The sequence below is a fragment of the Saccharothrix australiensis genome, assembly GCF_003634935.1.
Lineage (GTDB): Bacteria > Actinomycetota > Actinomycetes > Mycobacteriales > Pseudonocardiaceae > Actinosynnema > Actinosynnema australiense.
On record NZ_RBXO01000001.1, the window covers coordinates 7,280,199 to 7,304,842 of the forward strand.

28 protein-coding genes and 1 pseudogene are annotated in these 24,644 nt (G+C 72.3%); 14 read left to right on the forward strand and 15 right to left on the reverse strand.

Features of this window, described 5'->3' with window-relative positions:
- Nucleotides 1-37 precede the first annotated feature (37 nt).
- The 4 genes and pseudogenes from C8E97_RS30965 to C8E97_RS30980 all read right to left on the reverse strand — a co-directional run.
- Entirely contained in the window at nt 38-1,087 is a 1,050-nt protein-coding gene (locus C8E97_RS30965; protein WP_121009222.1) for a glycosyltransferase family 4 protein, read from the reverse strand.
- Between the two features lie 151 nt (nt 1,088-1,238).
- Complete coding sequence (locus C8E97_RS30970) at nt 1,239-1,439, reverse strand: DUF397 domain-containing protein (RefSeq protein ID WP_121009224.1); 201 nt, start codon at nt 1,437-1,439, stop codon at nt 1,239-1,241.
- A gap of 10 nt (nt 1,440-1,449) precedes the next feature.
- Nucleotides 1,450-1,932, reverse strand: a complete 483-nt coding sequence (locus C8E97_RS30975; RefSeq protein WP_281275497.1) for a DUF5753 domain-containing protein — start codon at nt 1,930-1,932, stop codon at nt 1,450-1,452.
- A 9-nt stretch (nt 1,933-1,941) separates the two neighbouring features.
- A pseudogene (locus tag C8E97_RS30980) lies at nt 1,942-2,229 on the reverse strand (glycosyltransferase family 1 protein); the annotation flags it as partial.
- 26 nt (nt 2,230-2,255) lie between these two features.
- Between C8E97_RS30980 and C8E97_RS30985 the strand changes: the two are divergent.
- The 4 genes from C8E97_RS30985 (at nt 2,256) to C8E97_RS31000 (ending at nt 7,312) form a co-directional block, all read left to right on the forward strand.
- On the forward strand, nt 2,256-3,167 hold the full coding sequence (locus C8E97_RS30985) for a glycosyltransferase family 2 protein (RefSeq protein ID WP_246019446.1): 912 nt from the start codon (nt 2,256-2,258) through the stop codon (nt 3,165-3,167).
- A 125-nt stretch (nt 3,168-3,292) separates the two neighbouring features.
- Entirely contained in the window at nt 3,293-3,688 is a 396-nt protein-coding gene (locus tag C8E97_RS30990; RefSeq protein WP_121009228.1) for a CU044_2847 family protein, read from the forward strand.
- 47 nt (nt 3,689-3,735) lie between these two features.
- Nucleotides 3,736-6,228: a glycosyltransferase gene (locus C8E97_RS30995; protein WP_121009230.1), complete on the forward strand. Its 2,493-nt coding sequence runs from the start codon at nt 3,736-3,738 to the stop codon at nt 6,226-6,228.
- A complete protein-coding gene (locus tag C8E97_RS31000) occupies nt 6,221-7,312 on the forward strand; it encodes a glycosyltransferase family 4 protein (protein ID WP_246019280.1) in 1,092 nt (363 codons plus the stop codon). Before C8E97_RS30995 ends, C8E97_RS31000 begins: the two co-directional genes overlap by 8 nt.
- Here the strand turns inward: C8E97_RS31000 and C8E97_RS31005 are convergent.
- Nucleotides 7,282-7,557 carry a hypothetical protein gene (locus tag C8E97_RS31005; protein WP_121009232.1) on the reverse strand — a complete coding sequence of 92 codons (276 nt, stop codon included), beginning with the start codon at nt 7,555-7,557 and terminating at the stop codon, nt 7,282-7,284. The two genes, C8E97_RS31000 and C8E97_RS31005, sit on opposite strands and share 31 nt — an antisense overlap.
- 109 nt (nt 7,558-7,666) lie before the next feature.
- Between C8E97_RS31005 and C8E97_RS31010 the strand changes: the two genes are divergently transcribed.
- The 5 genes from C8E97_RS31010 to C8E97_RS31035 all read left to right on the forward strand — a co-directional run bounded on the left by C8E97_RS31010 (nt 7,667) and on the right by C8E97_RS31035 (nt 10,425).
- Complete coding sequence (locus tag C8E97_RS31010) at nt 7,667-8,518, forward strand: helix-turn-helix domain-containing protein (RefSeq protein ID WP_121009234.1); 852 nt, start codon at nt 7,667-7,669, stop codon at nt 8,516-8,518.
- A complete protein-coding gene (locus C8E97_RS31015) occupies nt 8,500-8,685 on the forward strand; it encodes a DUF397 domain-containing protein (RefSeq protein WP_121009236.1) in 186 nt (61 codons plus the stop codon). The genes C8E97_RS31010 and C8E97_RS31015 overlap by 19 nt, the downstream gene beginning before the upstream one ends.
- Before the next feature lie 298 nt (nt 8,686-8,983).
- Nucleotides 8,984-9,295 carry a DddA-like double-stranded DNA deaminase toxin gene (locus C8E97_RS36900; protein ID WP_425470685.1) on the forward strand — a complete coding sequence of 104 codons (312 nt, stop codon included), beginning with the start codon at nt 8,984-8,986 and terminating at the stop codon, nt 9,293-9,295.
- Nucleotides 9,292-9,711, forward strand: a complete 420-nt coding sequence (locus C8E97_RS31030) for an Imm1 family immunity protein (protein WP_121009242.1) — start codon at nt 9,292-9,294, stop codon at nt 9,709-9,711. Before C8E97_RS36900 ends, C8E97_RS31030 begins: the two co-directional genes overlap by 4 nt.
- 273 nt (nt 9,712-9,984) lie before the next feature.
- Nucleotides 9,985-10,425: an Imm1 family immunity protein gene (locus tag C8E97_RS31035; protein ID WP_121009244.1), complete on the forward strand. Its 441-nt coding sequence runs from the start codon at nt 9,985-9,987 to the stop codon at nt 10,423-10,425.
- Between the two features lie 83 nt (nt 10,426-10,508).
- On the opposite strand, the gene rfbD is transcribed toward C8E97_RS31035, so the two are convergent.
- Both rfbD and rfbB read right to left on the reverse strand, forming a co-directional pair.
- Nucleotides 10,509-11,399 carry a dTDP-4-dehydrorhamnose reductase gene (gene rfbD, locus C8E97_RS31040; RefSeq protein WP_121009246.1) on the reverse strand — a complete coding sequence of 297 codons (891 nt, stop codon included), beginning with the start codon at nt 11,397-11,399 and terminating at the stop codon, nt 10,509-10,511.
- A 3-nt stretch (nt 11,400-11,402) separates the two neighbouring features.
- Nucleotides 11,403-12,392 carry a dTDP-glucose 4,6-dehydratase gene (rfbB, locus tag C8E97_RS31045; RefSeq protein WP_121009248.1) on the reverse strand — a complete coding sequence of 330 codons (990 nt, stop codon included), beginning with the start codon at nt 12,390-12,392 and terminating at the stop codon, nt 11,403-11,405.
- Nucleotides 12,393-12,645: 253 nt separating this feature from the next.
- On the opposite strand from rfbB, the gene C8E97_RS31050 reads away from it, so the two are divergent.
- From C8E97_RS31050 to C8E97_RS31060, 3 genes are all read left to right on the forward strand, one after another.
- Nucleotides 12,646-14,091: an LCP family protein gene (locus C8E97_RS31050; protein WP_246019281.1), complete on the forward strand. Its 1,446-nt coding sequence runs from the start codon at nt 12,646-12,648 to the stop codon at nt 14,089-14,091.
- 90 nt (nt 14,092-14,181) lie between these two features.
- A complete protein-coding gene (locus C8E97_RS31055) occupies nt 14,182-15,444 on the forward strand; it encodes an LCP family protein (RefSeq protein WP_121009252.1) in 1,263 nt (420 codons plus the stop codon).
- A 78-nt stretch (nt 15,445-15,522) separates the two neighbouring features.
- Nucleotides 15,523-16,218 carry a TIGR03089 family protein gene (locus C8E97_RS31060; protein ID WP_121009254.1) on the forward strand — a complete coding sequence of 232 codons (696 nt, stop codon included), beginning with the start codon at nt 15,523-15,525 and terminating at the stop codon, nt 16,216-16,218.
- 100 nt (nt 16,219-16,318) lie between these two features.
- On the opposite strand, the gene C8E97_RS31065 is transcribed toward C8E97_RS31060, so the two are convergent.
- Nucleotides 16,319-16,723: a DoxX family protein gene (locus C8E97_RS31065; RefSeq protein WP_121009256.1), complete on the reverse strand. Its 405-nt coding sequence runs from the start codon at nt 16,721-16,723 to the stop codon at nt 16,319-16,321.
- Between the two features lie 143 nt (nt 16,724-16,866).
- Here C8E97_RS31065 and C8E97_RS31070 point away from each other — a divergent pair, with 143 nt between their 5' ends.
- On the forward strand, nt 16,867-17,205 hold the full coding sequence (locus C8E97_RS31070) for an ArsR/SmtB family transcription factor (protein WP_121009258.1): 339 nt from the start codon (nt 16,867-16,869) through the stop codon (nt 17,203-17,205).
- On the forward strand, nt 17,195-17,683 hold the full coding sequence (locus tag C8E97_RS31075; protein ID WP_121009260.1) for an SRPBCC family protein: 489 nt from the start codon (nt 17,195-17,197) through the stop codon (nt 17,681-17,683). Before C8E97_RS31070 ends, C8E97_RS31075 begins: the two co-directional genes overlap by 11 nt.
- 95 nt (nt 17,684-17,778) lie before the next feature.
- Here the strand turns inward: C8E97_RS31075 and C8E97_RS31080 are convergent, their stop codons facing one another.
- The 7 genes from C8E97_RS31080 to C8E97_RS31115 form a co-directional block, all read right to left on the reverse strand.
- On the reverse strand, nt 17,779-18,942 hold the full coding sequence (locus C8E97_RS31080; RefSeq protein ID WP_121009262.1) for an acyl-CoA dehydrogenase: 1,164 nt from the start codon (nt 18,940-18,942) through the stop codon (nt 17,779-17,781).
- Between the two features lie 93 nt (nt 18,943-19,035).
- Nucleotides 19,036-19,503, reverse strand: coding sequence for a 5-(carboxyamino)imidazole ribonucleotide mutase (gene purE / locus C8E97_RS31085; RefSeq protein ID WP_121012784.1), 468 nt, complete (start codon nt 19,501-19,503; stop codon nt 19,036-19,038).
- Between the two features lie 17 nt (nt 19,504-19,520).
- A complete protein-coding gene (locus C8E97_RS31090; protein WP_121009264.1) occupies nt 19,521-20,708 on the reverse strand; it encodes a 5-(carboxyamino)imidazole ribonucleotide synthase in 1,188 nt (395 codons plus the stop codon).
- 190 nt (nt 20,709-20,898) lie between these two features.
- Nucleotides 20,899-21,924 (reverse strand): ABC transporter permease, encoded by a 1,026-nt coding sequence (locus C8E97_RS31095; protein ID WP_121009266.1) that lies wholly within the window; start codon nt 21,922-21,924, stop codon nt 20,899-20,901.
- Nucleotides 21,921-22,793, reverse strand: coding sequence for an ATP-binding cassette domain-containing protein (locus tag C8E97_RS31100; protein WP_121009268.1), 873 nt, complete (start codon nt 22,791-22,793; stop codon nt 21,921-21,923). The genes C8E97_RS31095 and C8E97_RS31100 overlap by 4 nt, the downstream gene beginning before the upstream one ends.
- On the reverse strand, nt 22,790-23,245 hold the full coding sequence (locus tag C8E97_RS31105; protein ID WP_121009270.1) for a GntR family transcriptional regulator: 456 nt from the start codon (nt 23,243-23,245) through the stop codon (nt 22,790-22,792). Before C8E97_RS31105 ends, C8E97_RS31100 begins: the two co-directional genes overlap by 4 nt.
- A gap of 500 nt (nt 23,246-23,745) precedes the next feature.
- Nucleotides 23,746-24,594, reverse strand: coding sequence for a GGDEF domain-containing protein (locus C8E97_RS31115; protein ID WP_246019282.1), 849 nt, complete (start codon nt 24,592-24,594; stop codon nt 23,746-23,748).
- Between the last annotated feature and the right edge of the window lie 50 nt (nt 24,595-24,644).

The following is a 24,644-nucleotide window of genomic DNA, read 5'->3' on the forward strand; positions in this document are numbered from 1 at the left end:
AGTACGGGTGGCGGCTCGGCGGTTGCCGGGGAATGGCTCAAACGGGACGCGGCCATCCGAGGGACAGGTGGATCGACCACACCTCACGCGCCGCATTCGCCCAGGTGAACGCTTGCGCGCGGGCCAAACCCGAAGCGACCGCGCGTTCCGCCACCCCGGCATCCCACAACACGGAGCGCAACGCCGACACCAGCGCGGCGTGATCACCGCGCGCGGCGATCAGCCCAGCGCCACCCGCCACTTCGACCAGCGCGGGCGCGTCCGAATGGACCACGGGCACCCCGGCGGCCATCGCTTCCACGACGGGCAGGCCGAACCCCTCGGCGAGGCTCGGCGCGGCCAGCACCGCCGCGCGACGCAGCACGTACGCCAACCTGGCGTCGTCCACCCGGCCGAGCAGCCGGACGTGCGGCGCGCGCAGGTCGACCCCGCCCCACCCCTGCGGCCCGACGACCACCAGCGGGACGCCCAACTCGGCGGTCGCGGCCACCAGCGCCTCGAACCCCTTGCGCGGCTCGACCGTGCCGACGGCGAGCACGTAGCGGGGAGGCAGGTCGGGCACCGGCTCCTCCGCGCCGAACCGGGTCACCCCGTTGTGCACGACCCGCACCGGTACGGGTCCGGGCGCGTGCCTGCGCAGCTCGGCGGCGACGGCGGCGGTCGGCACGACGATCGCCGCCGCCCGGCCCACCGCCCGGCCGATGGCCTTCCGGTGCCACGCCACGCCGCGGGCGGTCAGCGTCTCGGGGTGCGTCCAGGGCACGACGTCGTGCACGGTCACCACCACCCGACCGCGCGGCGGGGCCAGCGGCGTGGGCGCGTGCACGGCGTCGCCGCCGGGCCAGTACGGCACACCGTGCTCCCAGGCCGCGATCAACGCGCGGCGCGGCAACGGCAGCACACGCGGACCCGCCACACCCGGCACCACGGCCGCACTCACATCGGCCTGCCTGCTCACCACACCCGTCACCTCCCACCCCTGCGGGGCGGTCACGGCCAACGCGGCGGCCAGCTCACGCGTGTACCGACCAGTGCCACCCGGCACCGGGGCCAGCAACTGCTCGGTCAGCACAACCAGGTTCGGCACGTCACACCTGTCGATTCGATGCGCGGGTCAGGTGGAGCGCGAGGCTAGCCGACCCGGCGACGCGGGGATGGGCGGAGATGCCGGTCGGGGTACCGGTGCTACGAGAGGGCGAGCCACCCCGGACGAGCCGAGGTGCCTCGCCCGGTGATCGTCAGTCGCGCTTCAGCCCCGTGAGGAACGCCCCGAACGCGCTCGGCGGAAAGATCAGCGCCGGCCCCTCCGCGTTCTTGCTGTCCCGTACGGCCGTGCCGCTTCCGACGGTCGCGAGTTCGACGCACTGAGCCCCGCCACCGTTGGATCGGCTGCTCTTGCGCCACCGTGCACCCTGGAGGGCGGTGGCAGTCGTCCACATGGCTTGCTCCCTAGCTGTAGTTGCGGTCAGCGATCCTGTCCCCCAGTATCGCCGCCGACTCGTCTTCGGAGATCGCGATGTTCCACGCCTGCTCGAACGCCGTCACGTACGGCGCGGATGCCTTGATGTAGTCGGAGCGGGTCAACGACTCGACGTACGCGAGCGTCTTCGACTCGACCTCCAGCAGTGTGAAAGGGCAGACGAGTGCTGGGACGATCCCGGCTGTCGTCGACCGGGACAGCACGCGGAAGCGAACGTTCGGCATCGCGGCGACCTGCCGCAGGTGTTCGAGCTGCCGGCGAAGCACGTCCGGCCCGCCGTTCGCCCGGTCGAGCGCGTCCTCCCCGAGCGCGATCCGCACCTCCGGACCATCCGGTCGAATCACCCGCGCGCCACGTTCCGCACGTTCCCGAGCGAAGCCCGGCAGGTCGGCAGCCGTGATGACCGGCGAGAGCGACAGCGCGGTAAGGGCGAACTCTTCCGTCTGGAGCAGACTCCGTCATGGGGCCGGCGGCGTGGGCGCGTGCACGGCGTCGCCGCCGGGCCAGTACGGCACGCCGTGCTCCCAGGCCGCGATCAACGCGCGGCGCGGCAACGGCAGCACACGCGGACCCGCCACACCCGGCACCACGGCCGCGCTCACATCGGCCTGCCTGCTCACCACACCCGTCACCTCCCACCCCTGCGGGGCGGTCACGGCCAACGCGGCGGCCAGCTCACGCGTGTACCGACCAGTGCCACCCGGCACCGGGGCCAGCAACTGCTCGGTCAGCACAACCAGGTTCGGCACGTCGCGTACCGTCTCACGCCGTGTCGATCCCCAGCACGACGGTGGTCGTGGTGACGTGGCGCGGCCGTGACCACATCACGGCGTGCCTGGACGCGCTCGCGACCCAGCGCCCGCACCGGGTGGTCGTGCTGGACAACGCCTCCGACGACGGCACCGCCGCCCTGGTCGCGAACCACCCCAGCGCGCCGCGGACCGTCCGGCTGCCCCGGAACCTCGGTTACGCGGGCGCGCTGGCCGCCGTGCTGCCCGAGGTCGACACCGAGTACGTCGCCTGGCTCAACGACGACGCGGAGCCGCAGGACGGCTGGCTCGCGGCGCTTGAGGACGCCCTGGACGCCGAACCCGGGGCCGCCGCCGCCACGTCGACCCTGCTGCGCGGCGACGGCTCCACCCAGTCGGTCGGCGTGGCGCTGACCGCCGACGGCCACGGCGCGGACCTCGAAGCGGCCGGCCGCGACGTGTTCGGCTTCTGCGGCGGCGCGGCGCTGCTGCGCACCGGGGCGCTGCGGGCGGTGGGCGGCGTGCCCGCCGGGTTCTTCTGCTACTACGAGGACACCGACACGGCGTGGCGGCTGCGCTTGGCAGGACACCGGGTCGTCTCGGTGGGCGCGGCGCGGGTCCGCCACCGCCACGGCGCGAGCACCGAGCCCGGTTCGCCCCGGTTCCACCGGTGGAACGAGCGCAACCGCCTCCTCATGCTGCTCCGCTGCGCGCCCGCGCGCGTGGCGCTGACCCAGTTGGCCCGGTTCGCGGCGCTCACCGCCGTGCTGCCGACCCGGCGCGGTCCGAAACCGGCGAACTTCCGGGTACCCCTCCGGTTGCGGGTGCTGGCGGAGGTCGTGGTCCGGCTGCCGTCGACCGCGGCGCAGCGGGGCGCGATCGGCCGCCGCGCGGAGGTGCCGCGCGCCACCGTGTGGCGGGACTGGGCCGGGCGGTAGCGGGCAGGCCGGTCACGGCTCGTTCACCGCGGTCGCGCCACGTCGTTCCGCCCCGCCCGCGCGACCGGCATGATCTGACCCTCCCGCCGGGCCGTTCGCCGGCCCGGTCCGTCGAGAGGAGCGACGTGGTCGAGTACGTCAAGGTGCGCACCGAGTCGGGCGAGTACGTGCCGTTCGAGCTGGACGAGGAGTTCGACGGCCCCGTCCGCGCCGGACGCCGGTGGGACGCCGTCTCCGGAGCCGTGGACGACACGCTGGAGGCGGGTGTCGAGCGGGCCAGGGAGGTGGCCGGGGCGGTGGCCCGCAAGATCGGCGGCATGTCGGCCCCGCGGCCCGACAAGGTCGGCGTCGAGATCGGGTTGAAGGTCAGCGCGAGCGGCGCGTTCGTGGTCGCCAAGTCGGCGGTCGAGGCGCACGTCAAGATCACCGTCGAGTGGCGGCGGGACAGCCTGCCCGCGCCGCCGCCCGAGGACGGGCCGGACCGCCGCGACACCGGGGTCGACCCGGCCGACGGCGCATAGGGCCCCTGCGTCGAACGCGCCGGGGCGGCATGAGGCAGGCTTAGCGCGTGGAGCGAGCGAGCCTGCCCGACGTGTCGGTGGTCGTGGTGAACTACCGCGGGGCCGACGACACCATCACCTGCCTGCGCGCGTTGTTCGCCGACCTGTCCTACCCGGCGGACAAGCTCCAGGTGGTCTGCGTCGACAACGCCTCGGGCGACGGCGGCGCGGAGCGCATCCGGGCCGCCGTCCCGCGGGCGGTGGTGGTCGACGCGCCGACGAACCTCGGGTTCGCCGGCGGCTGCAACCTGGGTGTCGAGCACGCCACCGGGTCGGTCCTCGCGTTCCTCAACAACGACGCCCGCCCGCACCCGGACTGGGTGCGGGCCGCGGTCCGCGTGCTGCGCGCCGAGCCCACCGTCGGCGCGGTGGCGAGCAAGGTGCTGGACTGGGAGGGCCGGGACGTCGACTTCGTGGACGGCGGCCTGACCTGGTTCGGCATGGGCTACAAGCGGCACGCCGGGCAGCCCGACGACGGCTCCCACGACGTCCCGCGCGACGTCCTGTTCGGCACCGGCTCGGCGCTGCTGGTCCGCGCCGCGCTGTTCCGCGAGCTGGGCGGGTTCGACGAGCGCTTCTTCATGTTCTACGAGGACGTGGACCTCGGGTGGCGGCTGAACCTGCGCGGCTGGCGGGTCCGCTACGAGCCGGCCTCGCTCACCTACCACAAGCACCACGCCTCGATGTCCACAGTGGACACGAGCCGTGAGCTGTTCCTGTTGGAGCGCAACGCCCTCGCCGCCCTCTACAAGAACGTCTCCGACGAGACCCTGGCCAAGGCGCTGCCCGCCGCGCTGGCGCTCGTGGTGCGCCGGGCCACGGCGCGCGGCGAGATCGACCCGACCCAGCTGGAGATCACCCGCCGCCCGGCCGACCCGGCCGACGACGCCGCGCCCGTGCCGGTGTCGCGCCAGGCGCTCGCCGGGTTCCTGGCGATCGACCGGTTCGTGGAGCTGCTGCCGGCGCTGGCCGAGTCGCGCGGGGTCGAGCAGGCCGCCCGCCGGGTGTCGGACGCCGACCTGGTCCCCTTGATGCGCAAGGCGTTGGAGCCCGCGTACCCGCTCGAACGCTACCTCGCCGCGCACGACGTGCTGGTGGACGTGTTCGGCATCGAGGAGCTGTACGGGCGACCGCGCCGCGTCCTGATCATCACCGGCGACGCCATCTCCGACAAGATGGCCGGGCCCGCGATCCGGGCCTGGAACATGGCCGACGTGCTGTCCGACGAGCACGAGGTGCGCCTGGTCACCCTCAACCCGCTGTGCGACCCGCCCCCCGCGACCTTCACCGTGTCGGGCGTCCGCCCGCGCGACGTCGACCCGCACCTGGTGTGGGCCGACGTGATCGTGCTCCAGGGCCACGCGCTGGAGTTCCTGCCGCAGTTGAAGGCGCCGGGCTCGACCAAGGTCGTCGTGTGCGACATCTACGACCCGATGCACCTGGAACTGCTCGAACAGGGCCGCGACGACACCGACGAGCAGCGCGAGAAGGACCTCGTCGGCGTGACGAAGGTCCTCGACAACCAGTTGCGGCGCGGTGACTTCTTCCTGTGCGCCTCGGAGCGGCAGCGCCACTTCTGGCTGGGTCACCTGGCGGCGATGGGCCGCCTCACGCCCGCCCTGTACGACACCGACCCCACGGTGCGGTCGCTGCTGGCCGTCGCGCCGTTCGGGTTGTCCGCCAAACCGCCCCAGCGCACCGGTCCGGGCCTGCGCGACGCGCTGCGCCTCGCCACCGGGGACAAGGTCGTGCTGTGGGCGGGCGGCGTCTACAGCTGGTTCGACCCGCTGACCCTGATCCACGCCGTGGACCGCCTGCGCGGCGAGCACGCCGACGCGCGGCTGGTGTTCCTGGGCATGAAGCACCCCAACCCCGAGGTGCCGGACATGGGCATCGCCGGGCAGACCCGCGCGCTGGCCAAGCGACTGGACCTGGTCGGGTCGCACGTGTTCTTCAACGAGACCTGGGTGCCCTACCAGGACCGGCAGAACTGGCTGCTGGACGCGGATTGCGGCGTCACCACGCACTACGAGCACGTGGAGACGACGTTCGCCTTCCGGACCAGGGTGCTGGACTACCTCTGGGCGGGCCTGCCGATCGTGACGACCGACGGTGACTCGTTCGCCGACCTGGTCGCGCAGGAGGGCTTGGGCGTGGTCGTGCCGTCCGAGGACCCGGACGCCCTCGCGGCGGCGCTGGAGAAGGTGCTGTACGACGAGTTCTTCGTCGCCGCGTGCCGCGAGCGGATCGCCGAGGTGCGCGAGCGCTACACCTGGGAGTCGGTCCTGGCCCCGCTGGTCGACTTCTGCCGCAACCCGAGGCCCGCGACCGACCGCCTGTCCGGCATCGCGCCGATGGTCCGCAACCGCCCGCTGGGCACGCGGGAGAAGCTCCAGCGGGACGTGCGGCTGGTGCGCGAGTACCTCAACCAGGGCGGCGCCGGCGAGGTCGCCAAGCGGGCCACCGGTCGCGTGCTGAAGAAGCTGCGCGGCCGTGGCTGAGCCGCTCCGGGTGCTGATCGACGGCACGCCCCTCCTCGGGCACCGGACCGGGATCGGCCGCTACACGTCGGCGCTGGCCGAGGAGCTGGCGTCGATGCGGGACGACGTCGACGTGCGGGCGGTGGCGTTCACCCTGCGCGGGTGGCGCGCCCTGCGGACGGTGCTGCCGCACGAGGTGGTGGCGCGCGGGCTGCCGGTGTCGGCGCGGTTGCTGCGCCAGTGCTGGCTGCGCGGGCCGTTCCCGCCGGTCGAGTTGCTGGCCGGCCCGACGGACGTCATGCACGCGACGAACTTCGTGCTGCCGCCGACGATCCGGGCCGGTGGCGTGACGACGATCCACGACCTGGCCTTCCTCGACGCGCCGCAGGACCTGCCGCCGTCCGACCGGCGGCTGCCCGAACTGGTCCGCAAGTCCGCGCGGCGGGCGGACGTCGTCTGCACGCCCACCCAGGCGGTGGCGTCCGTCGTCGTGGAGCGGTTCGAGGTGGACCCGGACAAGGTCGTCGTGACGCCGCTGGGCGTCGACCCGGCGTGGTTCGCGGCGCGGCCACCGTCGACGGGGCTCCGCGCGCGCTTGGGGCTGCCCGGCGAGTACCTGCTGTTCGTCGGCGCGGACGGGCCTCGGAAGGGGTTGGCCACCCTGCTGGCGGCGCACGCGGCGAACCCGGCGCTGCCGCCCCTCGTGCTGGTCGGTCCGGGGCGGGCCGGCGCGGACGGTCGGGTGCTGCGCACCGGGTACCTCAACGACGTGGACCTGCGCAGCGTGGTGGCCGGCGCGGCGACGCTCGTGCTGCCTTCGCGCGACGAGGGTTTCGGGCTGCCGGTGCTGGAGGCGTTGGCGTGCAACGTGCCCGTGGTGTGCACGGACGTCCCGGCGCTGCGGGAGGTGGCCGGCGGGCACGCCGTGCACGTGCCGGTCGGTGACGCGGAGGCGCTGGGACAGGCCCTGGTGGACTCGGTGGGTACGCCGCCGGAGCCGGCGGAGCAGGTGGCGCGGCGGACGCACGCGGCCGGGTTCACCTGGCGGAGGACGGCGGAGAAGACGGTGGAGGCTTATCGCTTGGCGGCTGCCGCGCGGCAGTGACAGCCGGACAGGCGGACCGCGCCGACGCCCATCGGCGACCACCGCTCACCCGTGCCCCCGCAGTCGTCGCACGGCTCGACCTCCCGGCTGACGTCCGCGACCAGCCGGTGGGCCGCCGTTTCCGTCAGGCTCAGCAGGACTTGGTCCGGCGCGTGGCCGACGGCCACGAGGACCGTCTCCGAGTCGCGATCGGTGTGCGCGGTGATCGGCGTGTCGCTCCCTACGTGCACCAGGTGAACGGCCACAACCCCTCCTCGATTGGGTGGAATATCTCCTGATAGGTTGCCGCCGTACCGAACATCCCACAAGCTGAATCGGAATGATATTCCGAAGTTCACGCTTTTGAGGGATGGCATGACACCGAAACAACGACGTCTCGCCCGCCGACTGCGCCAATTGCGCCACAACGCGGGGATCAGCATCGAGGATGCAGCAACCCGTCTCGGCTGCAAGCAACCCAAAGTCACCAAGATGGAACTCGCCCAGCTCGGCGTGAAGCCCGAGGAGGCGCGGGCGTTGTGCGAGTTGTACGGCGCGAGCGAGGCCACCACCGCGAGCATCGTGTCGCTTGCCCGCAACGCGAAGGTACGCGGCTGGTATCAGAGCTACGACGACGCGGCCAGTCCCGAGAACATCGAGTTCGTGGACCTGGAGACCGACGCGGTCAGCGTGTCGAACTTCCAGATCGACCTGGTTCCGGGGCTGCTCCAGACGCGTGAGTACGCCCGCGCGGTGCTCCGTGCGGCCCACCCCGACCTCATCGACGAGGTGCTGGAGCAGCGGGCCGATCTCCGCATCAAACGACAGGACCGCGTGCTCGACTTCAGCCTCGCCGTCTGGGCGATCGTCACCGAGGCCGCTTTGATCCGTGCCGTGGCAGGTCCGGACGTGCATCGTGCTCAGCTCAAGCATCTGACGGGACTCGCCACCATGCCCAACGTCCAGTTCCAGATCATCCCCACCCGCGAAGGCGAGCACATGGCGATGGGCGTGCCGTTCGACTGCTTCCGGTTCGATGACGGCTGCGGGACGGTGGCGATCGACCACCTGACCGGCACCCTCTTTTTGGAGGATGAAACCGACGTAGAGCGGTATAGGCTGGCGTTCCAGCACTTGTGTGGTGTTGCGTTGAGCCAACAGGACTCGCTGGCCATGCTTCACCGCTACGCCAAGGAGGAACACAGCGAATGGCAACGCCGGAACTGATCTTCGGGACTTGGCGCAAGTCGTCCTTCAGCGGCGGCAACTCAAGCTGCGTCGAGGTGGCCCACGCCCCCACCGTCGTCGGCATCCGCGACAGCAAGAACCCCGAAGCAGGCCACCTCACCCTCCCCCGCACCACCTGGCTGACCTTCCTCGCCGCCATCAGGTGACCTCTCTCGCCGCTGTCGCGCACACGGCACCAACCAACCCGAACTGAGCCAGGCCGTCGCCACTTTCACCGAGGCGTACCAACAAGCCCAGCAACTCCTGCTCCAGGCCATCACCCTCCGCGACACCCTCCACGCCCTCGCCAACCGCCTGGCGAACCCGACCGCACCACCCCATCCGACACCCCCGCCACCCCACCCACCCGACCGCATCGACCAGATCCGCCGCTCGATACCGGCAGGACTTCCTCGTGCCCAAGCTCAAGGACGGTGGCTTGGGCCGGGGACTGACGTGACAGTGGTGAAAAGCGGCCCAGGAGACGAGTGGCACGCCAAGGCGTTGGCAGCAGCGCCTCAGCTTCTCCCGCCCCATCTGCGGCGTGCGGTCCGACTCGCCACACACATCGAGGTGAAACTCGCCGTCCGTATGCGGGAAGAGGAGCGCTCGCACGAGACGGTGCTCATCGACCGGGGGGTGTGCGGGCGTGGCGCGATGGACCGAGATGAACCGCTTACCTGCGATAAGACACTCAAGTACTTCCTCCCTCCCGGTGCGACACCGACCGTGGTCGAAAGCGATGGCAGCCGCGTGACATATCGAGGACGAGGATGAGCTTCACCGCGTACTGGCGCATCTACGACGAGACGGACCTACGGGCCGGCGCTCGGATGACGGTGACCACCCCGGCTGACGTCGAGGTGCTGGTCGCGCGGTTGGCCGAGGACACCGCCGAAGCCGCCAAGATCGAACACCACGGCCGTGCCCGGCTGACATTCGAAGGCGAGTCGGCACCCGACCACATCCTGGTCGCAGGCGTCGCCGGCGGGTACGGGTACTTCGAGTACGCCGACGACGACCACGAGCCGAGCCGGCCGGTCGGCGACCCGGCTTCGCCGGTGTACCACTCCGACTCCGACGAATACCCCGCCGGGAGCGGCCTGCCGATCGAGGCGTTCACCGCGGCGTTGTGCGAATTCCTCGCCACCGCCCGCAGACCGGCCTGCGTGGACTGGCGACCGGCGCTATGAGGTGCGCACCGGCCGGGTTGAAGGCGTGCCGGTGAGCACGCTCCACGACACCTGCCGCGACCCCGTCAAGGCGCAGACGCACCGGAGGAATCGTTGGCGTTCCCGATCGGAACGCGGTGCGGGGGCATCCGGGGGTCGCCCGTGGTCGGACATGACGGAAAGGTTCTCGCACCGGCCGCGCGCAAAACCAGTGCGTTGAGACCGCTCCACTCCAACGGCCCAACCGGGCGTCCCAGGTGGTCACTCACCGCATCCACTGGGATGATGCCGGCCATGAGCTTCACGGCTGTGTGGCCGATCGCCAACCCCGACGGCACCGAGACCGCGGACGAGCTGACCGTCGACGCCCCGGAGGACGTGGACGCCCTGCTGGGCCGCCTCGCCGAACCCGGCGCGGGCCCGGCGGTCGTCGAGCACGGGGACCGACCGCTGCTCGACGACACCGAGGGGCTGCTCGGCGCGCCGGGCCGCGCCAAGATCCCGGACCACGACGTCGCGGCGGCCGTCCACGGCGGCTACGGCTACCTCACCTACGCCGACCCGGACCACGACTACTCCACTCTGGACGGTGACCCGGACTCGCCGGAGTACCGCTCCGAGTACGTCGACTACCCGGCCGGCTCGGGCGTGCCCGTCGGCACGCTCGCCTTGGCGCTCAAGGACTTCCTCGCCACCGGCCAACGGCCGACCTGCGTGGGCTGGCAAACCGCCTGACGCCGGCGGCCCACGCGACCACAACGACCACAACGCCCGCCGGCCACCCCGCGCCTCGCCTCAGGGCACCCCGCGACCCCGCCTCAGGGCACCGCGCGGCTCGCGAACGCGGCGCTCAACGCCTCCCGCCAAGGGCGCAACGGCCTCAACCCCGCCGCCACCCACGACGCGTTGGACAGCACCGAGTACGCCGGGCGCGGCGCCGGGCGCGGGAAGTCCTCGGTGCCGCACGGGCGCACGCGTTCCGGGTCTTCGCCCAGCTCCACGAGGATCGCGCGGGCGAAGCCGCACCACGTCGTCTCACCGCCGCCGGTCGCGTGCAGGACCCGCGCCGCGGGACCGCCGCGCACCGCCAGGCACGCCAGCGACACCAGCCCCTCCGCCAGGTCGAGCGACCACGTCGGCGAGCCGCGCTGATCGTCCACAACGGACAGCGTCTCGCGCTCGCCGGCCAGCCTGGCGATGGTCTTCACGAAGTTCGCCCCGCTCGCCCCGTACGCCCAGGCGGTGCGCACCACCCAGGACCGCTCCCACGTCCGGAGCACCCGCCGCTCGCCCTCCAGCTTGGTGCGCCCGTACGCGGAGCGCGGCCCGGTCTCGTCGTCCGGCTCGTACGGCCGGTCGGCGTCGCCGGGGAACACGTAGTCCGTCGACAGGTGGATCAGCGGCACGTTGTGCTCGCGGCACGCCGCCGCCAGCAGCTCCGGCCCCAGCGCGTTGACCGCCAGCGCCCGTTCCTCGTCCGCCTCCGCCGCGTCGACCGCCGTGTACGCGGCGGCGTTCACCACGACCGGCTTGAGGCCGCCGTCGCGCGCCGACCACGCGAACGACGCCACCGCGTCCGCCACCACCGACCCGTCGGTCAGGTCCAGCTCCGCCGACGACGGCGCGTGCACCAGGCCGTCGAGCGGCGCCGACGCCACCAGGTCGTGCCCGAGCTGCCCTCGGCCGCCCGGCACCAGGAGTCCGATCACCCGTCAGCCCGCCAGCGCCGCGCGCTGCTTCAGCGGCTCCCACCACGACCGGTTCTCCCGGTACCACTCGACGGTGGCGGCCAGCCCGGACGTGAAGTCGACCCGCGGCGCGTAGCCCAGCTCGGTGGAGATCTTGGTGATGTCGACCGAGTACCGGCGGTCGTGGCCCTTGCGGTCGGTCACCGGCTCCACCGACGACCAGTCGCGGCCGGTGGCGGCCAGCAGGCGCTCGGTCAGCTCGCGGTTGGTCAGCTCGGTGCCGCCGCCGATGTTGTAGACCTCGCCGGCGCGCCCGCCCTCCAGCACGAGCTGGATGCCGCGGCAGTGGTCGTCCACGTGCAGCCAGTCGCGGACGTTGAGGCCGTCGCCGTAGAGCGGGACCTTCTTGCCGTCCATGAGATTGGTCACGAAGAGCGGGATGACCTTCTCCGGGAACTGGTACGGCCCGTAGTTGTTCGAGCACCGCGTGATGCACACCGGCAGCCCGTGCGTGCGGTGGAACGCCCGCGCCAGCAGGTCCGAGGACGCCTTGGACGCGGAATAGGGCGAGTTCGGCTCCAGCGCGTGGTCCTCGGTCCAGGAGCCCTCGTCGATCGTCCCGTAGACCTCGTCGGTGGACACGTGGACGAACTTCGCCACGTTCGCCTCCAGCGCCGCCTGGAGCAGCGTCTGGGTGCCGAGGACGTTCGTGAGCACGAAGTCCGCGGACCCGGAGATCGAACGGTCTACGTGCGACTCGGCCGCGAAGTGCACGACCGCGTCCGTTCGGCCCATCAGGTCCGCCACCAGCTCGCGGTCGCAGATGTCGCCGCGCACGAACGTCAGCCTCGGGTCGTCGGCGACCGGGGTGAGGTTCGCCTCATTGCCCGCGTAGGTCAGCTTGTCCAGCACCACCACCTCCGCGTCGGCATAGGCGGGATACGCGCCGCCCACCACCTCCCGCACGAAGTGCGAGCCGATGAAGCCCGCCCCACCCGTCACCAGCACGCGCATGGTCAATGCCTCCCGCAGCGGTCGTAGATCCCAAGTCTGTCACGGTCCTTACCCGTGCAACCCACTCCGCCGTTACAGCGTCTCCCGTATTAAAGGAAAAGGCAGTCCGGGGTACCTGTCCGCGACTAACCTGTCAACGGCAGCGCAGGACACGGGGGAGGCAGCGCCAGTGGACACCCGTCCACCCGGATCGGCCGCGGGTTCGGCCGTTTTGCGGGTCCTAGTGCTCACCGGGCGTTCGCTCCTGGCGCTCGTGTCGGCCGCTGTGCTGCTCGTCACGTGGTACGGGTGGAGCTACCTGCGCGACATCGACGAGGGCATCGCGACGACCGACGTCATCCCCTCGTCGGTGGCCGAGCAGGGCGCGGCGCGCAAGCCGCTCGACGGCGCGATCGACATCCTGCTGGTGGGCAGCGACAGCCGCACCGACGCGCAGGGCAAGCCGCTGTCCGAAGAGGTGCTGGCGCTGCTCAACGGCGGCAAGGCGGACGGCACGCTGAACACCGACACCATGATCCTGGTGCACATCCCGCAGGACGGCACGCGGGCGGTGGCCATCTCGTTCCCGCGCGACTCCTACGTGGAGATCGCGGACGGCTTCGGGAAGCACAAGCTGAACTCGGCCCTGGCGCGGCAGAAGAACGACACGTCGCAGCGGCTGCGCGAGGAGGGCATGACGGACGAGGCGCGGATCGAGCGCGAGTCCACCCAGGCCGGCCGGCGCACGCTGATCAGGACGATCGAGGGCCTGACCGGCGGCGCGGTCACCGTCGACCGGTACGCCGAGGTCAACCTCGCGTCGTTCTACGAGGTGACGAAGGCCATCGGCGGCGTCGAGGTGTGCCTGAACCAGGCCACGCGGGACTCCGACTCGGGCGCGGACTTCCCGGCGGGGCGGCAGACCGTGGCGGGCGCGGAGGCGCTGTCGTTCGTGCGGCAGCGCAACAACCTCCCCGGCGGCGACCTGGACCGGATCGTGCGGCAGCAGGTGTTCATCGGCGCGCTGGCCCGCAAGGTGCTGTCCACCGGCACCCTGACCGACTTCGCCAAGCTCGACCAGCTCGTGGCCGCGGTGAAGAGCTCCGTGGTGCTCAGCGAGCGCTGGAACATCTCGGAGTTCGCGGAGCAGATGCAGGGCCTGGTGTCGGGCAACATCGAGTTCCGCACCATCCCGGTGGGCCCGCCGACGGACACCTGGAGCGACGGCAACGTGCTCCCGGTGGACCCGGTGCAGGTGCGCTCGTTCATCAAGGGCCTGGCCGCGGACCCGGCGCCGCCGTCCGGCTCGTCCGTGCCGTCCACCACACCCGCCGGACCGCCGCCGTCGGCCGTCACCGTGCAGGTGATCAACTCCTCGGGCATCGCCGGGCAGGCCACCAACGTGCTGGAGATGTTGGTGGGCAAGGGTTTCCAGCGCGGCCAGGCCACGCCCGGCAACTACCTGGACGCGACCGTCGTGCGCCACGCGCCGGGCGAGCAGGCCAGTGCCGAACGGGTGCTCTCCGCGCTGGGCGGTAACGCCACGACGACCGAGGACGACTCCGTGCCCGGGGGACAGGTCCTGGTCTACGTCGGTGCGGACTTCGCGCCGGCCGACAAGCCCGACACGTCCTCGGCGGGCGCCGCGCGGACGCTCGCCGTGCCCACCGACAACCCCACACCGCCGATCACCGCCGGCGGTGTGGCCTGCGTCAACTGAACCACGCTGCCTCCCGGCGACACCGGCGTCCGACCGGCCGAAGGCGGTTAGCCCGATCGGACACCGTCGACCGCCTGAGGAGGACCGCCCGTGAAGGCCGCGGTGATCACCGGACGCGCGCTGCTGGCGCTGCTGTCGGCGGCCGTCCTGGTGGTGGCGGGGTACAGCTGGTCGACGGTCCAGCGGGTGCAGCAGAGCGTGAACAAGACCGACGTGCTGGCGGAGCTGTCCGACATCCCGAACGCGCCGCCCGCCGAGGACGGCGCGCTGGACATCCTGCTGGTGGGCAGCGACAGCCGCACCGACGCGCAGGGCAGGCCGCTACCGGACCGGGTGCTGCGCGAGCTGCGCACCGAGGCGACGGACACCGTCAACACGGACACGATCATCGTCCTGCGGGTGCCCCGCAACGGCGGCCAGGTGCACGCGGTGTCCATCCCGCGCGACGTGTCCGTGCCGCTGCCGGACCACGGCGAGCAGAAGATCAACGGGGCGTACGGGCTCACCAGGTTCACCACGATGGAACGGCTCGCCGCGGAGGGCGTGGGCGACCTACAGGAGCGCGCCAAGCTCGGCGACCAGGCGGGGCGGCGGGCGCTGGTGCAGGTCGTGCAGGACCTGACCGGTGTCCGGGTCGACCACTACGCCGAGATCAACCTGTACGGGTTCTACCTGCTGACGAAGACGATCGGCGGCGTCGAGGTGTGCCTGAACCGCGCCACCAGCGATCCCGACTCGGGCGCGTACTTCCGGGCGGGCGTGCAGACGATCGCGGGCGGCGACGCGCTGGCGTTCGTGCGGCAGCGCAAGAACATCCCCGGCGGCGACCTGGGCCGGATCACGCGGCAGCAGGTGTTCCTGAAGGCCGCGGTGTCGCAGTTGCTGTCCGCGGGGACGTTCGCCGACCCCGGCAAGCTGAGCGGGCTGCTCGACGCGATGTCGAAGTCGGTCGTGGTGGACGAGAAGTTCGACCTGTCGACGCTGGCCGAGCAGGCGCAGAGCCTGGCGGGCGGCACCGTGGAGTTCAAGACCATCCCGGTGACGAGCGTCGGCACGCTCAACGAGCGCGGGCAGAGCGTCGTGACCGTGGACCGGCCGCAGGTGAAGGCGTTCGTGGCGGAGGTGCTGGGCGAGAAGACCCCGACGCCCACGGCGACACCCACGGCGACACCCACCGCGACGCCCACGGCGCCGGCGACGCCGCTCGCGACGCCCACGGCGACGACGCAGCGGTTCGGCGGCGGGCAGGCCGTGTCGTTCGAGGGGCAGGGCGGGTCCTCCGGCGGGCGGGGCATGCCCTCCGACGGGCCGAGGCGGCAGCTCGCCGCGCAGGGACCGCCCTGCGTCGACTGACCTGCCGCCCGGCGTCCGATGATGATCACCCGGACCCCCGGCTGCGGACGGGTGCGGCCGGATGGCAGGGTTGGCGCCATGACCGTCACGGAAGCCCTGTTGACGCCCCTGTTCGCCGCCGGTCCCGGCAAGCCCCTGATCACGCACTACGACGACGCCGCCGACACGCGGGTCGAGCTGTCGCGCGCCACGATCGGCAACTGGGCGGCGAAGACGGCGAACTGGCTGCGTGACGAGCTGGACGTGGAGCCGGGCGACCCGGTGGCCGTGCTGCTGCCCGCGCACTGGCAGACCGCCGGCGTGCTGCTGGGCGCGTGGTGGTGCGGCGCGGCGGTGACCGACGACCCGGCGGGCGCGAAGGTGGCGTTCGTGCCGCCCGGCGTGACGGTGAGCGGCGCGGGGCAGGTGGCGACGGTGTCGCTGCACCCGATGGGCGTCGGCTGCGGCGCCGAGTTCGACTACGTGGACGAGGTGCGGGTGTTCGGCGACGAGTTCGTGCCGTGGGCGCCGGTGCCGGGTTCGACGCCCGCGCTCGGCAGGTCCACGGTCGACGAGGTGGTCGCCGAGGCGCGGCAGCGGGCGGCGACGCTGGGCATCACGGCGGAGGTGCGGGTGCTGTCCACGGTCGAGTGGACGCAGCCGGACGGGCTGCTGAACGGCTTCCTGGCCGTGCTGGCGGGCGGCGGGTCGCTGGTGCAGTGCAGCAACGCGGACCCGGACCGGCTGCCCGCGCGCCGCGCGAGCGAGCACACGTCGCTCGACCTGGTGGGCTGAGCCCGCCGACGCCGGAACCGACCGCGCCCCTCCTCACCGACCGCGCACACCGCACCGGCCGGGCCGGCGGGTTGCCCGCCCGGCCCGGCCGGTGCCGGTGTCAGGCCGCCGCGGGCTGCTTGCGGCGGATCAGCCGGTCGACGGTCAGCGAACCGCCGTTGAAGCCCAGCGCGAGCGCCGCGACGCCGAGGGCCAGCACGAGTTCGTAGCCGCCCTGGCCCAGCAGGCCGTTGGGCAGGTGCACGATGATCAGCGCGCCGAGCATGTCCAGCGCGAGCAGCACGCCGACCACCGGCAGCGCCGCGCCCGCGATCAGCAGCGCGCCGCCGGCCAGCTCGACGATGGCCGCGAACCACGCCGACAGGGTGGGCAGCGGCACGCCCATCCCCTGGAAGGCTTGGGCGGTGCCGTCGAGGCCCCACTCGGTGAACTTCTGCCAGCCGTGGGCGATGAACACCACGCCGACGCCGATCCGCCCGATGAGTGCCGCCACGTCCCGAACCATGCCTGCATCCCCTTCCTCCGTTTGCAGTACGCGACCGACGTTATATGAAGATTCAACAAGTTTCGGGACCGGGACCGGGTTGACAGGTTCCCGACAGGCGCGTAGAAAACCAGTCAGTTAGATAACCAAGTGGTTAGGTAGCGATGGCAGACGATCCGCTGAGCACGGTGTTCGCGGCGCTGGCCGACCCCACCCGACGGGCGATCCTGGCCCGGCTGGCGGAGGGCGCGGCCACGGTGAAGGAGCTGTCCGCGCCGTTCGCGATGAGCGGGCCGGCCGTGTCCAAGCACCTGCGCGTGCTGGAGCGGGCGGGGCTCATCGTGCGCGGCCGGGACGCCCAGTGGCGTCCCTGCACGCTCGACGCGACGCCGTTGCGGGAGGTCAGCGAGTGGGCCGACGGGTTCCGCCGGTTCTGGGACGACAGCTACCGCCGACTGGACGCGTACCTGGAACGGATGAAGGAGCAGGAAGATGGCCACTGACACCGCCGCGCTGTGGAGCACGCCGTCCGACGTGGAGGTCGCGGTCACGCGGACGTTCGACGCGCCGCAGCACCTGGTCTTCGACGCGTTCACCAAGCCCGAGCACATCGTGCACTGGATGCTCGGCCCGGACGGCTGGACGATGCCCGTGTGCGAGGTGGACCTGCGGGCGGGCGGGCGGTGGCGCATGGTGTGGCGCCGGGCGGACGGCACGGAGATGGGGATGACCGGCACGTACCTGGAGGTGACGCCGCACTCGCGCATGGTGCAGACCGAGGCGTGGGGCGAGGGCTGGGCGGAGACGGTGAACACGACCGAGTTCATCGCGGACGGCTCGCGGACGACCGTCGTGCAGACCATGAAGTACCCGTCAAAAACCGACCGCGACCGGGCGATGGAAAGCGGCATGACGGACGGCGCGGACACCAGCTACGACCGGCTGGAGAAGTACCTGGCCACCAACCCGACCGCCGCGTAACCCGCCGGCACCCGCCTTGACCGAGCACCCGACCGCGGCCCGGAGACCCCGATCGAGCAGGTCGGGTGCCTCCGGGCCGCGGTCGGGTCGTCGGTTCAGCCCTTGAGCAGGGCGCGCGACATCACGACGCGCTGGATCTGGTTCGTGCCCTCGTAGATCTGGGTGATCTTGGCGTCCCGCATCATGCGCTCCACCGGGAAGTCGCGGGTGTAGCCGGCGCCGCCGAACAGCTGCACGGCGTCCGTCGTCACCTCCATCGCCACGTCCGACGCGAAGCACTTCGCCGCCGCCGTGATGAACCCGATGTTCGGCTCACCGCGCTCCGCCTTCGCCGCCGCCACGTACACCATGTGGCGGGCCGCCTCGATCTTCATCGCCATGTCCGCGAGCATGAACTGCACGCCCTGGAACTCGGAGATGGACTTGCCGAACTGCTTGCGGTCCTTCACGTACGCGATCGCGGCCTCCAGCGCGCCCTGCGCGATGCCCACCGCCTGCGCCCCGATCGTCGGGCGGGTGTGGTCGAGCGTGCGCAGCGCCGTCTTCAGGCCGGTGCCCGGCTCGCCGATGATGCGGTCCGCGGGGATGGCGCAGTTCTCGAAGTGGATCTCCCGCGTGGGCGAGCCCTTGATGCCGAGCTTGCGCTCCTTCGAGCCCACGACGAACCCCGGATCGTCCTTGTGCACCACGAACGCCGAGATGCCCTGCGACTTCTTCGGCGCGTCCGGGTCGGTCACCGCCATGACGGTGTACCAGGTCGACTCGCCGGCGTTGGTGATCCAGCACTTCGTGCCGTTCAGCACCCAGTGGTCGCCGTCGAGCCGCGCCCGCGTGCGCATCGACGCCGTGTCGGAGCCCGCCTCGCGCTCGGACAGCGCGTAGGACGCCATCGCCTCGCCCGACGCGATGGACGGCAGCACCTGCCGCTTCAGGTCCTCCGACGCGGACAGCAGGATCGGCATGGTGCCGAGCTTGTTCACGGCCGGGATCAGGGACGACGACGCGCAGACGCGCGCCACCTCCTCGATCACGATGCACGTGGCCACCGAGTCGGCGCCCTGGCCGTCGTACGCCTCCGGCACGTGCACGGCACCGAAACCGGCCTTGACCAGCGCGTTCAGCGCCTCGACCGGGAAGCGCTCCTGCTCGTCGACCTCGGCCGCGTGCGGGGCGATCTCCTTGTCGGCGAGCGACCGGACCGCCTCGCGCAGCGCCTCGTGCTCCTCCGCGAGCTGGTAGGTACCGAAACTCGGGTCCACGTTAAGTTACCTCCCGGTAGGGCCTTCTACCGAGATGTTAGCGCGCGTTCACCGCGGCGAGCCCCGCACCGTGGGCAACAGGCCCCGAACCGACTAGAGCGACGCCCGCAGCGCTTCGTCCTTCTCCAGCACCAGGCGCTCCAGCGACGCCTGGAACTCGGCCATCCGCGTCCGCAGCGCCGCGTCCGCCGCCGCCAGGACGCGGACCGCCAGCAGGCCCGCGTTCCGCGCGCCGCCCACGGACACCGTCGCCACCGGCACGCCCGCCGGCATCTGCACGATCGACAGCAGCGAGTCCATGCCGTCCAGGTACTTCAGCGGCACCGGCACGCCGATCACCGGCAGCACGGTCGCCGACGCCACCATGCCCGGCAGGTGCGCGGCGCCGCCCGCGCCTGCGATGATCACCTGGAGCCCGCGCCCGGCGGCCGACGCCGCGTAGTCGAGCATCCGCTGCGGCGTCCGGTGCGCGGACACCACGCTGACCTCGAACGGGACGTCGAACTCGGCCAGCGCCTCGGTGGCGGCCTTCATCACCGGCCAGTCCGAGTCGCTGCCCATGATCACGCCGACTGACGTCACTGCTGTCCTCCGTGGATGTCGTACCCGTCGAGCCACACTCCGTCGGACAGCCAGTGCGCCGCGAGCCGGGCCCGCTCGCGCACCTCGGCCATCCGCTCACCGAGCACCGTCACGTGGCCGATCTTGCGACCCGGCCGCTCGGTCTTGCCGTACAGGTGCACGTGCGCGTCGGGGAACCGGGCGAACAGGTGGTGCAGCCGCTCGTCCGGCCCCAGCTCGGGCGCGTCCGCCGCGCCCAGCACGTTCGCCATCACCACGGCGGGCGCGACGAGGTCGGTCGCGCCGAGCGGGTAGTCCAGCACGGCCCGCAGGTGCTGCTCGAACTGGGACGTCCGCGCGCCCTCGATGGTCCAGTGGCCCGAGTTGTGCGGGCGCATCGCCAGCTCGTTCACGACGAGCCCGGACGCGGTCTCGAACAGCTCGACGGCGAGCAGGCCCACGACGCCCAGCTCGTCCGCGACCCGCAGCGCCAGTTCCTGCACCTGCTCACCGGGGGCGTCGGGCGCGGGCGCGAGGACCTCGACGCAGATGCCCTCCCGCTGGACGGTCTGCACGACCGGCCAGGCCGCGCCCTGCCCGAACGGCGACCGCGCCACGAGCGCGGCCAGCTCCCGCCGCATCGGGACGCACTGCTCCACCATCAGCGGCGTGCCGGCGGCCAGCAGCTCGGGCACCGCGCGCCGGGCGCTCTCCGGGGTGTTGAGCATCCAGACGCCCCGCCCGTCGTACCCGCCGCGCACGGCCTTGAGCACGCACGGCCACCCGTGCTCGGCGCCGAACCGCACCACGTCCGCCACGTCCCCCACCGCGCTGAACGGCGGCACCGGCAGGCCCAGCTCGGCGAGCTTGACGCGCATGACCAGCTTGTCCTGCGCGTGCTCCAGGGCCGCCGGGGCGGGGTGCACCTTGACCCCGTCCGCGACCAGCGCCTTCAGGTGCTCCTGCGGCACGTGCTCGTGGTCGAACGTCAGCACGTCACAGCCCTTGGCGAACGCCCGCAACGCGTCGAGGTCGGTGTGCTTGCCCAGCTCCACGTCCCGCGCGACGAGGGCGGCGGGGTCGGAGTCGGACTCGGCGAGCACGCGCAGCGACTGGCCCAGCGGGATCGCCGCCTGGTGCGTCATGCGGGCCAACTGGCCACCGCCGACCATGCCGACGACGGGGAGACGAGTACGGGAGTCCACGGGGAGGGCAGTCTACTGTGTTGGATGGCCGCTGCTCCGCAGACGGCGGGCGAGGCCGCCTGGAAGTCGGCCCATCGCGCCTGATTTCCCGTCGATCGAAGAGCGTGATCGACGGGAAATCAGGCGCGACAGGCCGACGCGGCCTCGCGGGTTCGGGGTGTGGCCGGGTGAGGCGGGAGGCGGGGCGGGGTCAGGTGGTGGGGGTGGTTCGGCGGGGTGAGCGGGGTAGGCCGAGCCTGAACGCCAGTACCAGTAGGGCTGCCGCTGCGATGACGAACAGGGCGGTCTCGATGAGCTGGAAGGGCACCACCCGGTCCACCGGCTGGTAGTCGAGGTAGGTGTTGACCACGCCGTGCTCCCGCATGCAGGTATCGAAGCCGTTGTCGGGACCGGCCGACCGCACGTTGCACTCCAGCGGGTACTCGACCGGGTTGCCGGCCGCGTCCGTGTAACCCGACTTGACGTACATCACCCCGTCGTCGATGCGGTCGGAACTGCCCTGGTCGCGCGTGCCGAACGGCCAGAGCACGCGCTCCGGCGCCTGGTAGTGGGGCCGCCAGAACTTCGCCACCGCGAACCGCGTCGCGACGAACGCGCCGAGGGTCACCGCCATCGAGAGGACGGTCCGCCGCGTGACCGCGCTGAACGCCAGGCCGAGCGCGAAACCGAACGCCGCGTACCCGATCTGTAGGAGCGGCATGGCCTCGAAGTGCTCGTCCTCGAACGCCCGGTACGCCGGGTGACCGCCGGTCACCGAGTTCATCGCGTGCTGCGCGGTCAGCACGGCCGACCCCAGGGCCGCCGCCAGTCCCACCGCGGGCACGCCGAGCAGGACCACCTTGCCCACCAGCCACCGGGTGGGCGTGAGGTCCTGGCTCCACACCACGACGTAGGTCTTCTGCTCGTACTCGCGGGCCAGCAGCGGGGCCGCCCAGAACACCGCGATGACACCGCCGAACGCGACCGGGAGGAGCGAGGCCAGCTGGATCGCCCCGCCGAACCCGCCGAGGCCGAGGAAGCCGTGCAGTGCCGTACCGGTGGCGTTGATGGTCCACGCGATGATCAGGCAGGACAGCGCCACGACGGCGACGGCCGCGCCGAGGCCGCCGAGCTGCCACCGGTGCTGCCGCCAGGTCAGCCAGGCCAGGTCGCCCCAGCCGACCCCGGTCCGCCGCCGCGGCGGGGTGGACACCGGTGCGGTGGTGGTGGCGGTCATGCGCCGATCCCCTTCCGGGTTGCCGCGAGCTGCGCGAGCACGTAGTCCTCCAGGGTCACGGGCCGTTCGGCCCAGTGGCCGGCGACCACCGGCCGGGACTGCCCCTCGGGCAGCTTGACGAGGAACGTCGACTGGCCGCCTCGGTGGCGGGCCTCCACGACCTCGCCGACGACGGGCGGCGCCTCGGACCGCGGCCCGGTGTAGCTGACGTGCTGCGCGAGCAGGTCGTCCAGGTCGCCGCCGGCCAGCAGCCTGCCGTGCGCGAGCAGCAGCAGGTGGTCCGCGACGCCGCCCAGCTCGGCGACCACGTGCGTGGACAGCAGGACGGTCATGCCGGTCTCCGCGACCTCGGCGAGCAGCTCGCCGGTCACCTCGCGGCGGGCCAGCGGGTCGAGGTTGGCCAGCGGCTCGTCCAGCATGAGCACGTCCGGGCGGGAGCCGATGGCCAGCGCGAACGCCACCTGCGCCTGCTGGCCGCCGGACAGCTTGCCGCACGCCCGGTCCAGCGGGACCTCGAACCGCTCCAGCCAGCGCACCGCCCGCTGCCGGTCCCACAGGAGGTTGAGGTGCGCGCCCATGCGCAGCACGTCGTCGGCGGTGAAGTTCCGGTACACCGGCTTCTCCTGGGACACGAACGCGACCCGCCCGGCGGTGCCCACCGCGCCCTCGTCGGCCGCGAGCAGGCCCGCGAGCACGCTCATCAGGGTCGTCTTGCCCGCGCCGTTCGCGCCGACCAGCGCCGCGACCTTCCCGGCGGGCAGCTCGAACGTGCAGTCCCGCAGCGCCCACTTGGTGCGGTAGCGCTTGCCCAGGCCCCGCGCGCGCACCGCGGCGGCGGTGTCGACGGGCTCCTCGACGGTAGTGGTCATCGGACCGCCACCCCTTCTCCCTCGGTCGTCTGTTCGCCGGCTGGGCCGGCGCTTCCCGGTCCGCCCGGCGGTTGACCACCGTCGACGTTGGCCAGCACGGACCGCACCAGCGCGTCCACGTCCTCCGCGTCCAGGCCGGCCGCCCGCGCTTCCCGCACCCAGTCGGCGAGCCGCTCCCGCAGCTCCGCCATCACACCGGGGTCGGTCGACCCGAGGCCGGTCTTCACGAACGTGCCCGCGCCCTGGCGCGCTTCGACCAGGCCGGACAGTTCGAGTTCGCGATACGCCTTGAGCACGGTGTTCGCGTTGACGCCGCCGCTGCGGACCGCGTCGCGCACGGTGGGCAGCCGGTCCCCCGGCTCCAACCAGCCCAACCGCAGGGCCTCCCGGACCTGCCGCACGAGCTGGAGGTACGCGGGGAGGCCGCTGGACCGGTCGATGCGGAACTCCACCCGACGCCTCCAAAGTGTTCTAGTCAACTAGAACAGTAGACAACCAGCACACCACCTCCTTGTCAACGCCACCACCCCACACCCCACTCCCCACACCCCACTCCCCACACGCCACACCCCACACGCCTACCTGCCGACTCGCCCCTTGCCGTGCCGCCTCGCCCCCGCTCCCCCCGCTCCGCCGCTCCCTCGCCCTCGCCCCCGCACTTCCCACTTGCTCCCGCCCCCCACTTCCCACTTGCTCCCGCGCCCGCGAGGCCGCGTCGGGTTGTCGCGCCTCATTTCCCGTCGATCACGCTTTTCGATCGACGGGAAATCAGGCGCGACGGCCCGACAAAAAGGCGGCCGAGCCGCCGCGACGAAGTCGCGGCAAATCCAACACAGCCCTACCCCTGTCTCACCGCTCCCGCCTCTGTTCTTCGCGCGCCCTTCCCGCTCCCGCCCTGCTCTTCCCTCCCCTCTCCCTCCCTCCCCTCTCCCTGCCCCCTCCCCAGCCCCACCTACCGCCCAATCCCCCCATCCACCGAGTAACGGCAAAGCAACTCGCCAACCTCCTCGTACGTGGCCGGCAGCGGCTCCAGCCAGACCTCCACCGGCCCCGTGGACGCCACGTGCGGGTCGACCGCGAGCCGGTCCGCCGCCAGCAGGCGGAGGTTCACGACCGACCGGTGCAGGTTCGCGTCGGGCTTCAGCAGCACCGCGGCCACCGAAGGGCCCACCGAAGCGATCGTCTGGCCCGAGTCGAACACCTCCCGCAACGCGTCCGCCAGCAGCGTCATCGCGACCACGCGGGACCAGCCGGTCGTGCGGCCCAGGTCCAGCGACACGAACACCAGCACGTGGTCCCGGCGGCCGGACGTCCGCGCCTCCGCGTACACCTCGCGCAGCCTGGTCCGCAGGTACGCGCCGGTCGCCAACCCGGTCAACGGGTTGTCCGCGGCGCAGCTCGCCGCCTGCGCGCTCATCACGTCGCCCCAGCCCAGCGCGGTCGTCCGCAGCATCCGGGCCGGGATGGCGTCGACGTTCGGCGACACGATCCCGGCCGAGCCGACCGGCTCGGCCAGCACCGCGTGCAGCGCGGCCAGGTCCAGCAGCGTCTCGGCCAGCCCCGCGCCCGCCTCCGCCCGCGCGGCGCCCAGCCGGTACAGCTCGTGGCCCGCGTCCGCACCCGCGAGCACCACCGCGCAGACCTCGTCGACCTCCTCCAGCGGCCAGTCCGCCGGGTACGACCACCCGGCCGCCAGGCTCGCCGTGCGCCACCGGGACCTGAGGGCACGCACGTCCGCGCCGCACCGACGCGCCACCACCGGATTGCCCGCGCCGTCCGCCGCCGCTTCCCGAACACCCACCCGGATGCCTCCCTCTGCCTCGGGTCTCCCCTACGAGACGTCGCGACGGC

Excerpts from the sequence above, each read along its gene's own strand:
- C8E97_RS30970 (WP_121009224.1), bottom strand. The coding sequence starts at position 1,439 with ATGTGGACGACTGCCACCGCCCTCCAGGGTGCACGGTGGCGCAAGAGC.
- C8E97_RS31010 (WP_121009234.1), top strand. The coding sequence starts at position 7,667 with ATGACACCGAAACAACGACGTCTCGCCCGCCGACTGCGCCAATTGCGC.
- C8E97_RS31015 (WP_121009236.1), top strand. The coding sequence starts at position 8,500 with ATGGCAACGCCGGAACTGATCTTCGGGACTTGGCGCAAGTCGTCCTTC.
- C8E97_RS31030 (WP_121009242.1), top strand. The coding sequence starts at position 9,292 with ATGAGCTTCACCGCGTACTGGCGCATCTACGACGAGACGGACCTACGG.
- C8E97_RS31035 (WP_121009244.1), top strand. The coding sequence starts at position 9,985 with ATGAGCTTCACGGCTGTGTGGCCGATCGCCAACCCCGACGGCACCGAG.
- rfbB (WP_121009248.1), bottom strand. The coding sequence starts at position 12,392 with ATGCGCGTGCTGGTGACGGGTGGGGCGGGCTTCATCGGCTCGCACTTC.
- C8E97_RS31060 (WP_121009254.1), top strand. The coding sequence starts at position 15,523 with ATGACCGTCACGGAAGCCCTGTTGACGCCCCTGTTCGCCGCCGGTCCC.
- C8E97_RS31065 (WP_121009256.1), bottom strand. The coding sequence starts at position 16,723 with ATGGTTCGGGACGTGGCGGCACTCATCGGGCGGATCGGCGTCGGCGTG.
- C8E97_RS31070 (WP_121009258.1), top strand. The coding sequence starts at position 16,867 with ATGGCAGACGATCCGCTGAGCACGGTGTTCGCGGCGCTGGCCGACCCC.
- C8E97_RS31075 (WP_121009260.1), top strand. The coding sequence starts at position 17,195 with ATGGCCACTGACACCGCCGCGCTGTGGAGCACGCCGTCCGACGTGGAG.
- purE (WP_121012784.1), bottom strand. The coding sequence starts at position 19,503 with ATGGGCAGCGACTCGGACTGGCCGGTGATGAAGGCCGCCACCGAGGCG.
- C8E97_RS31095 (WP_121009266.1), bottom strand. The coding sequence starts at position 21,924 with ATGACCGCCACCACCACCGCACCGGTGTCCACCCCGCCGCGGCGGCGG.
- C8E97_RS31100 (WP_121009268.1), bottom strand. The coding sequence starts at position 22,793 with ATGACCACTACCGTCGAGGAGCCCGTCGACACCGCCGCCGCGGTGCGC.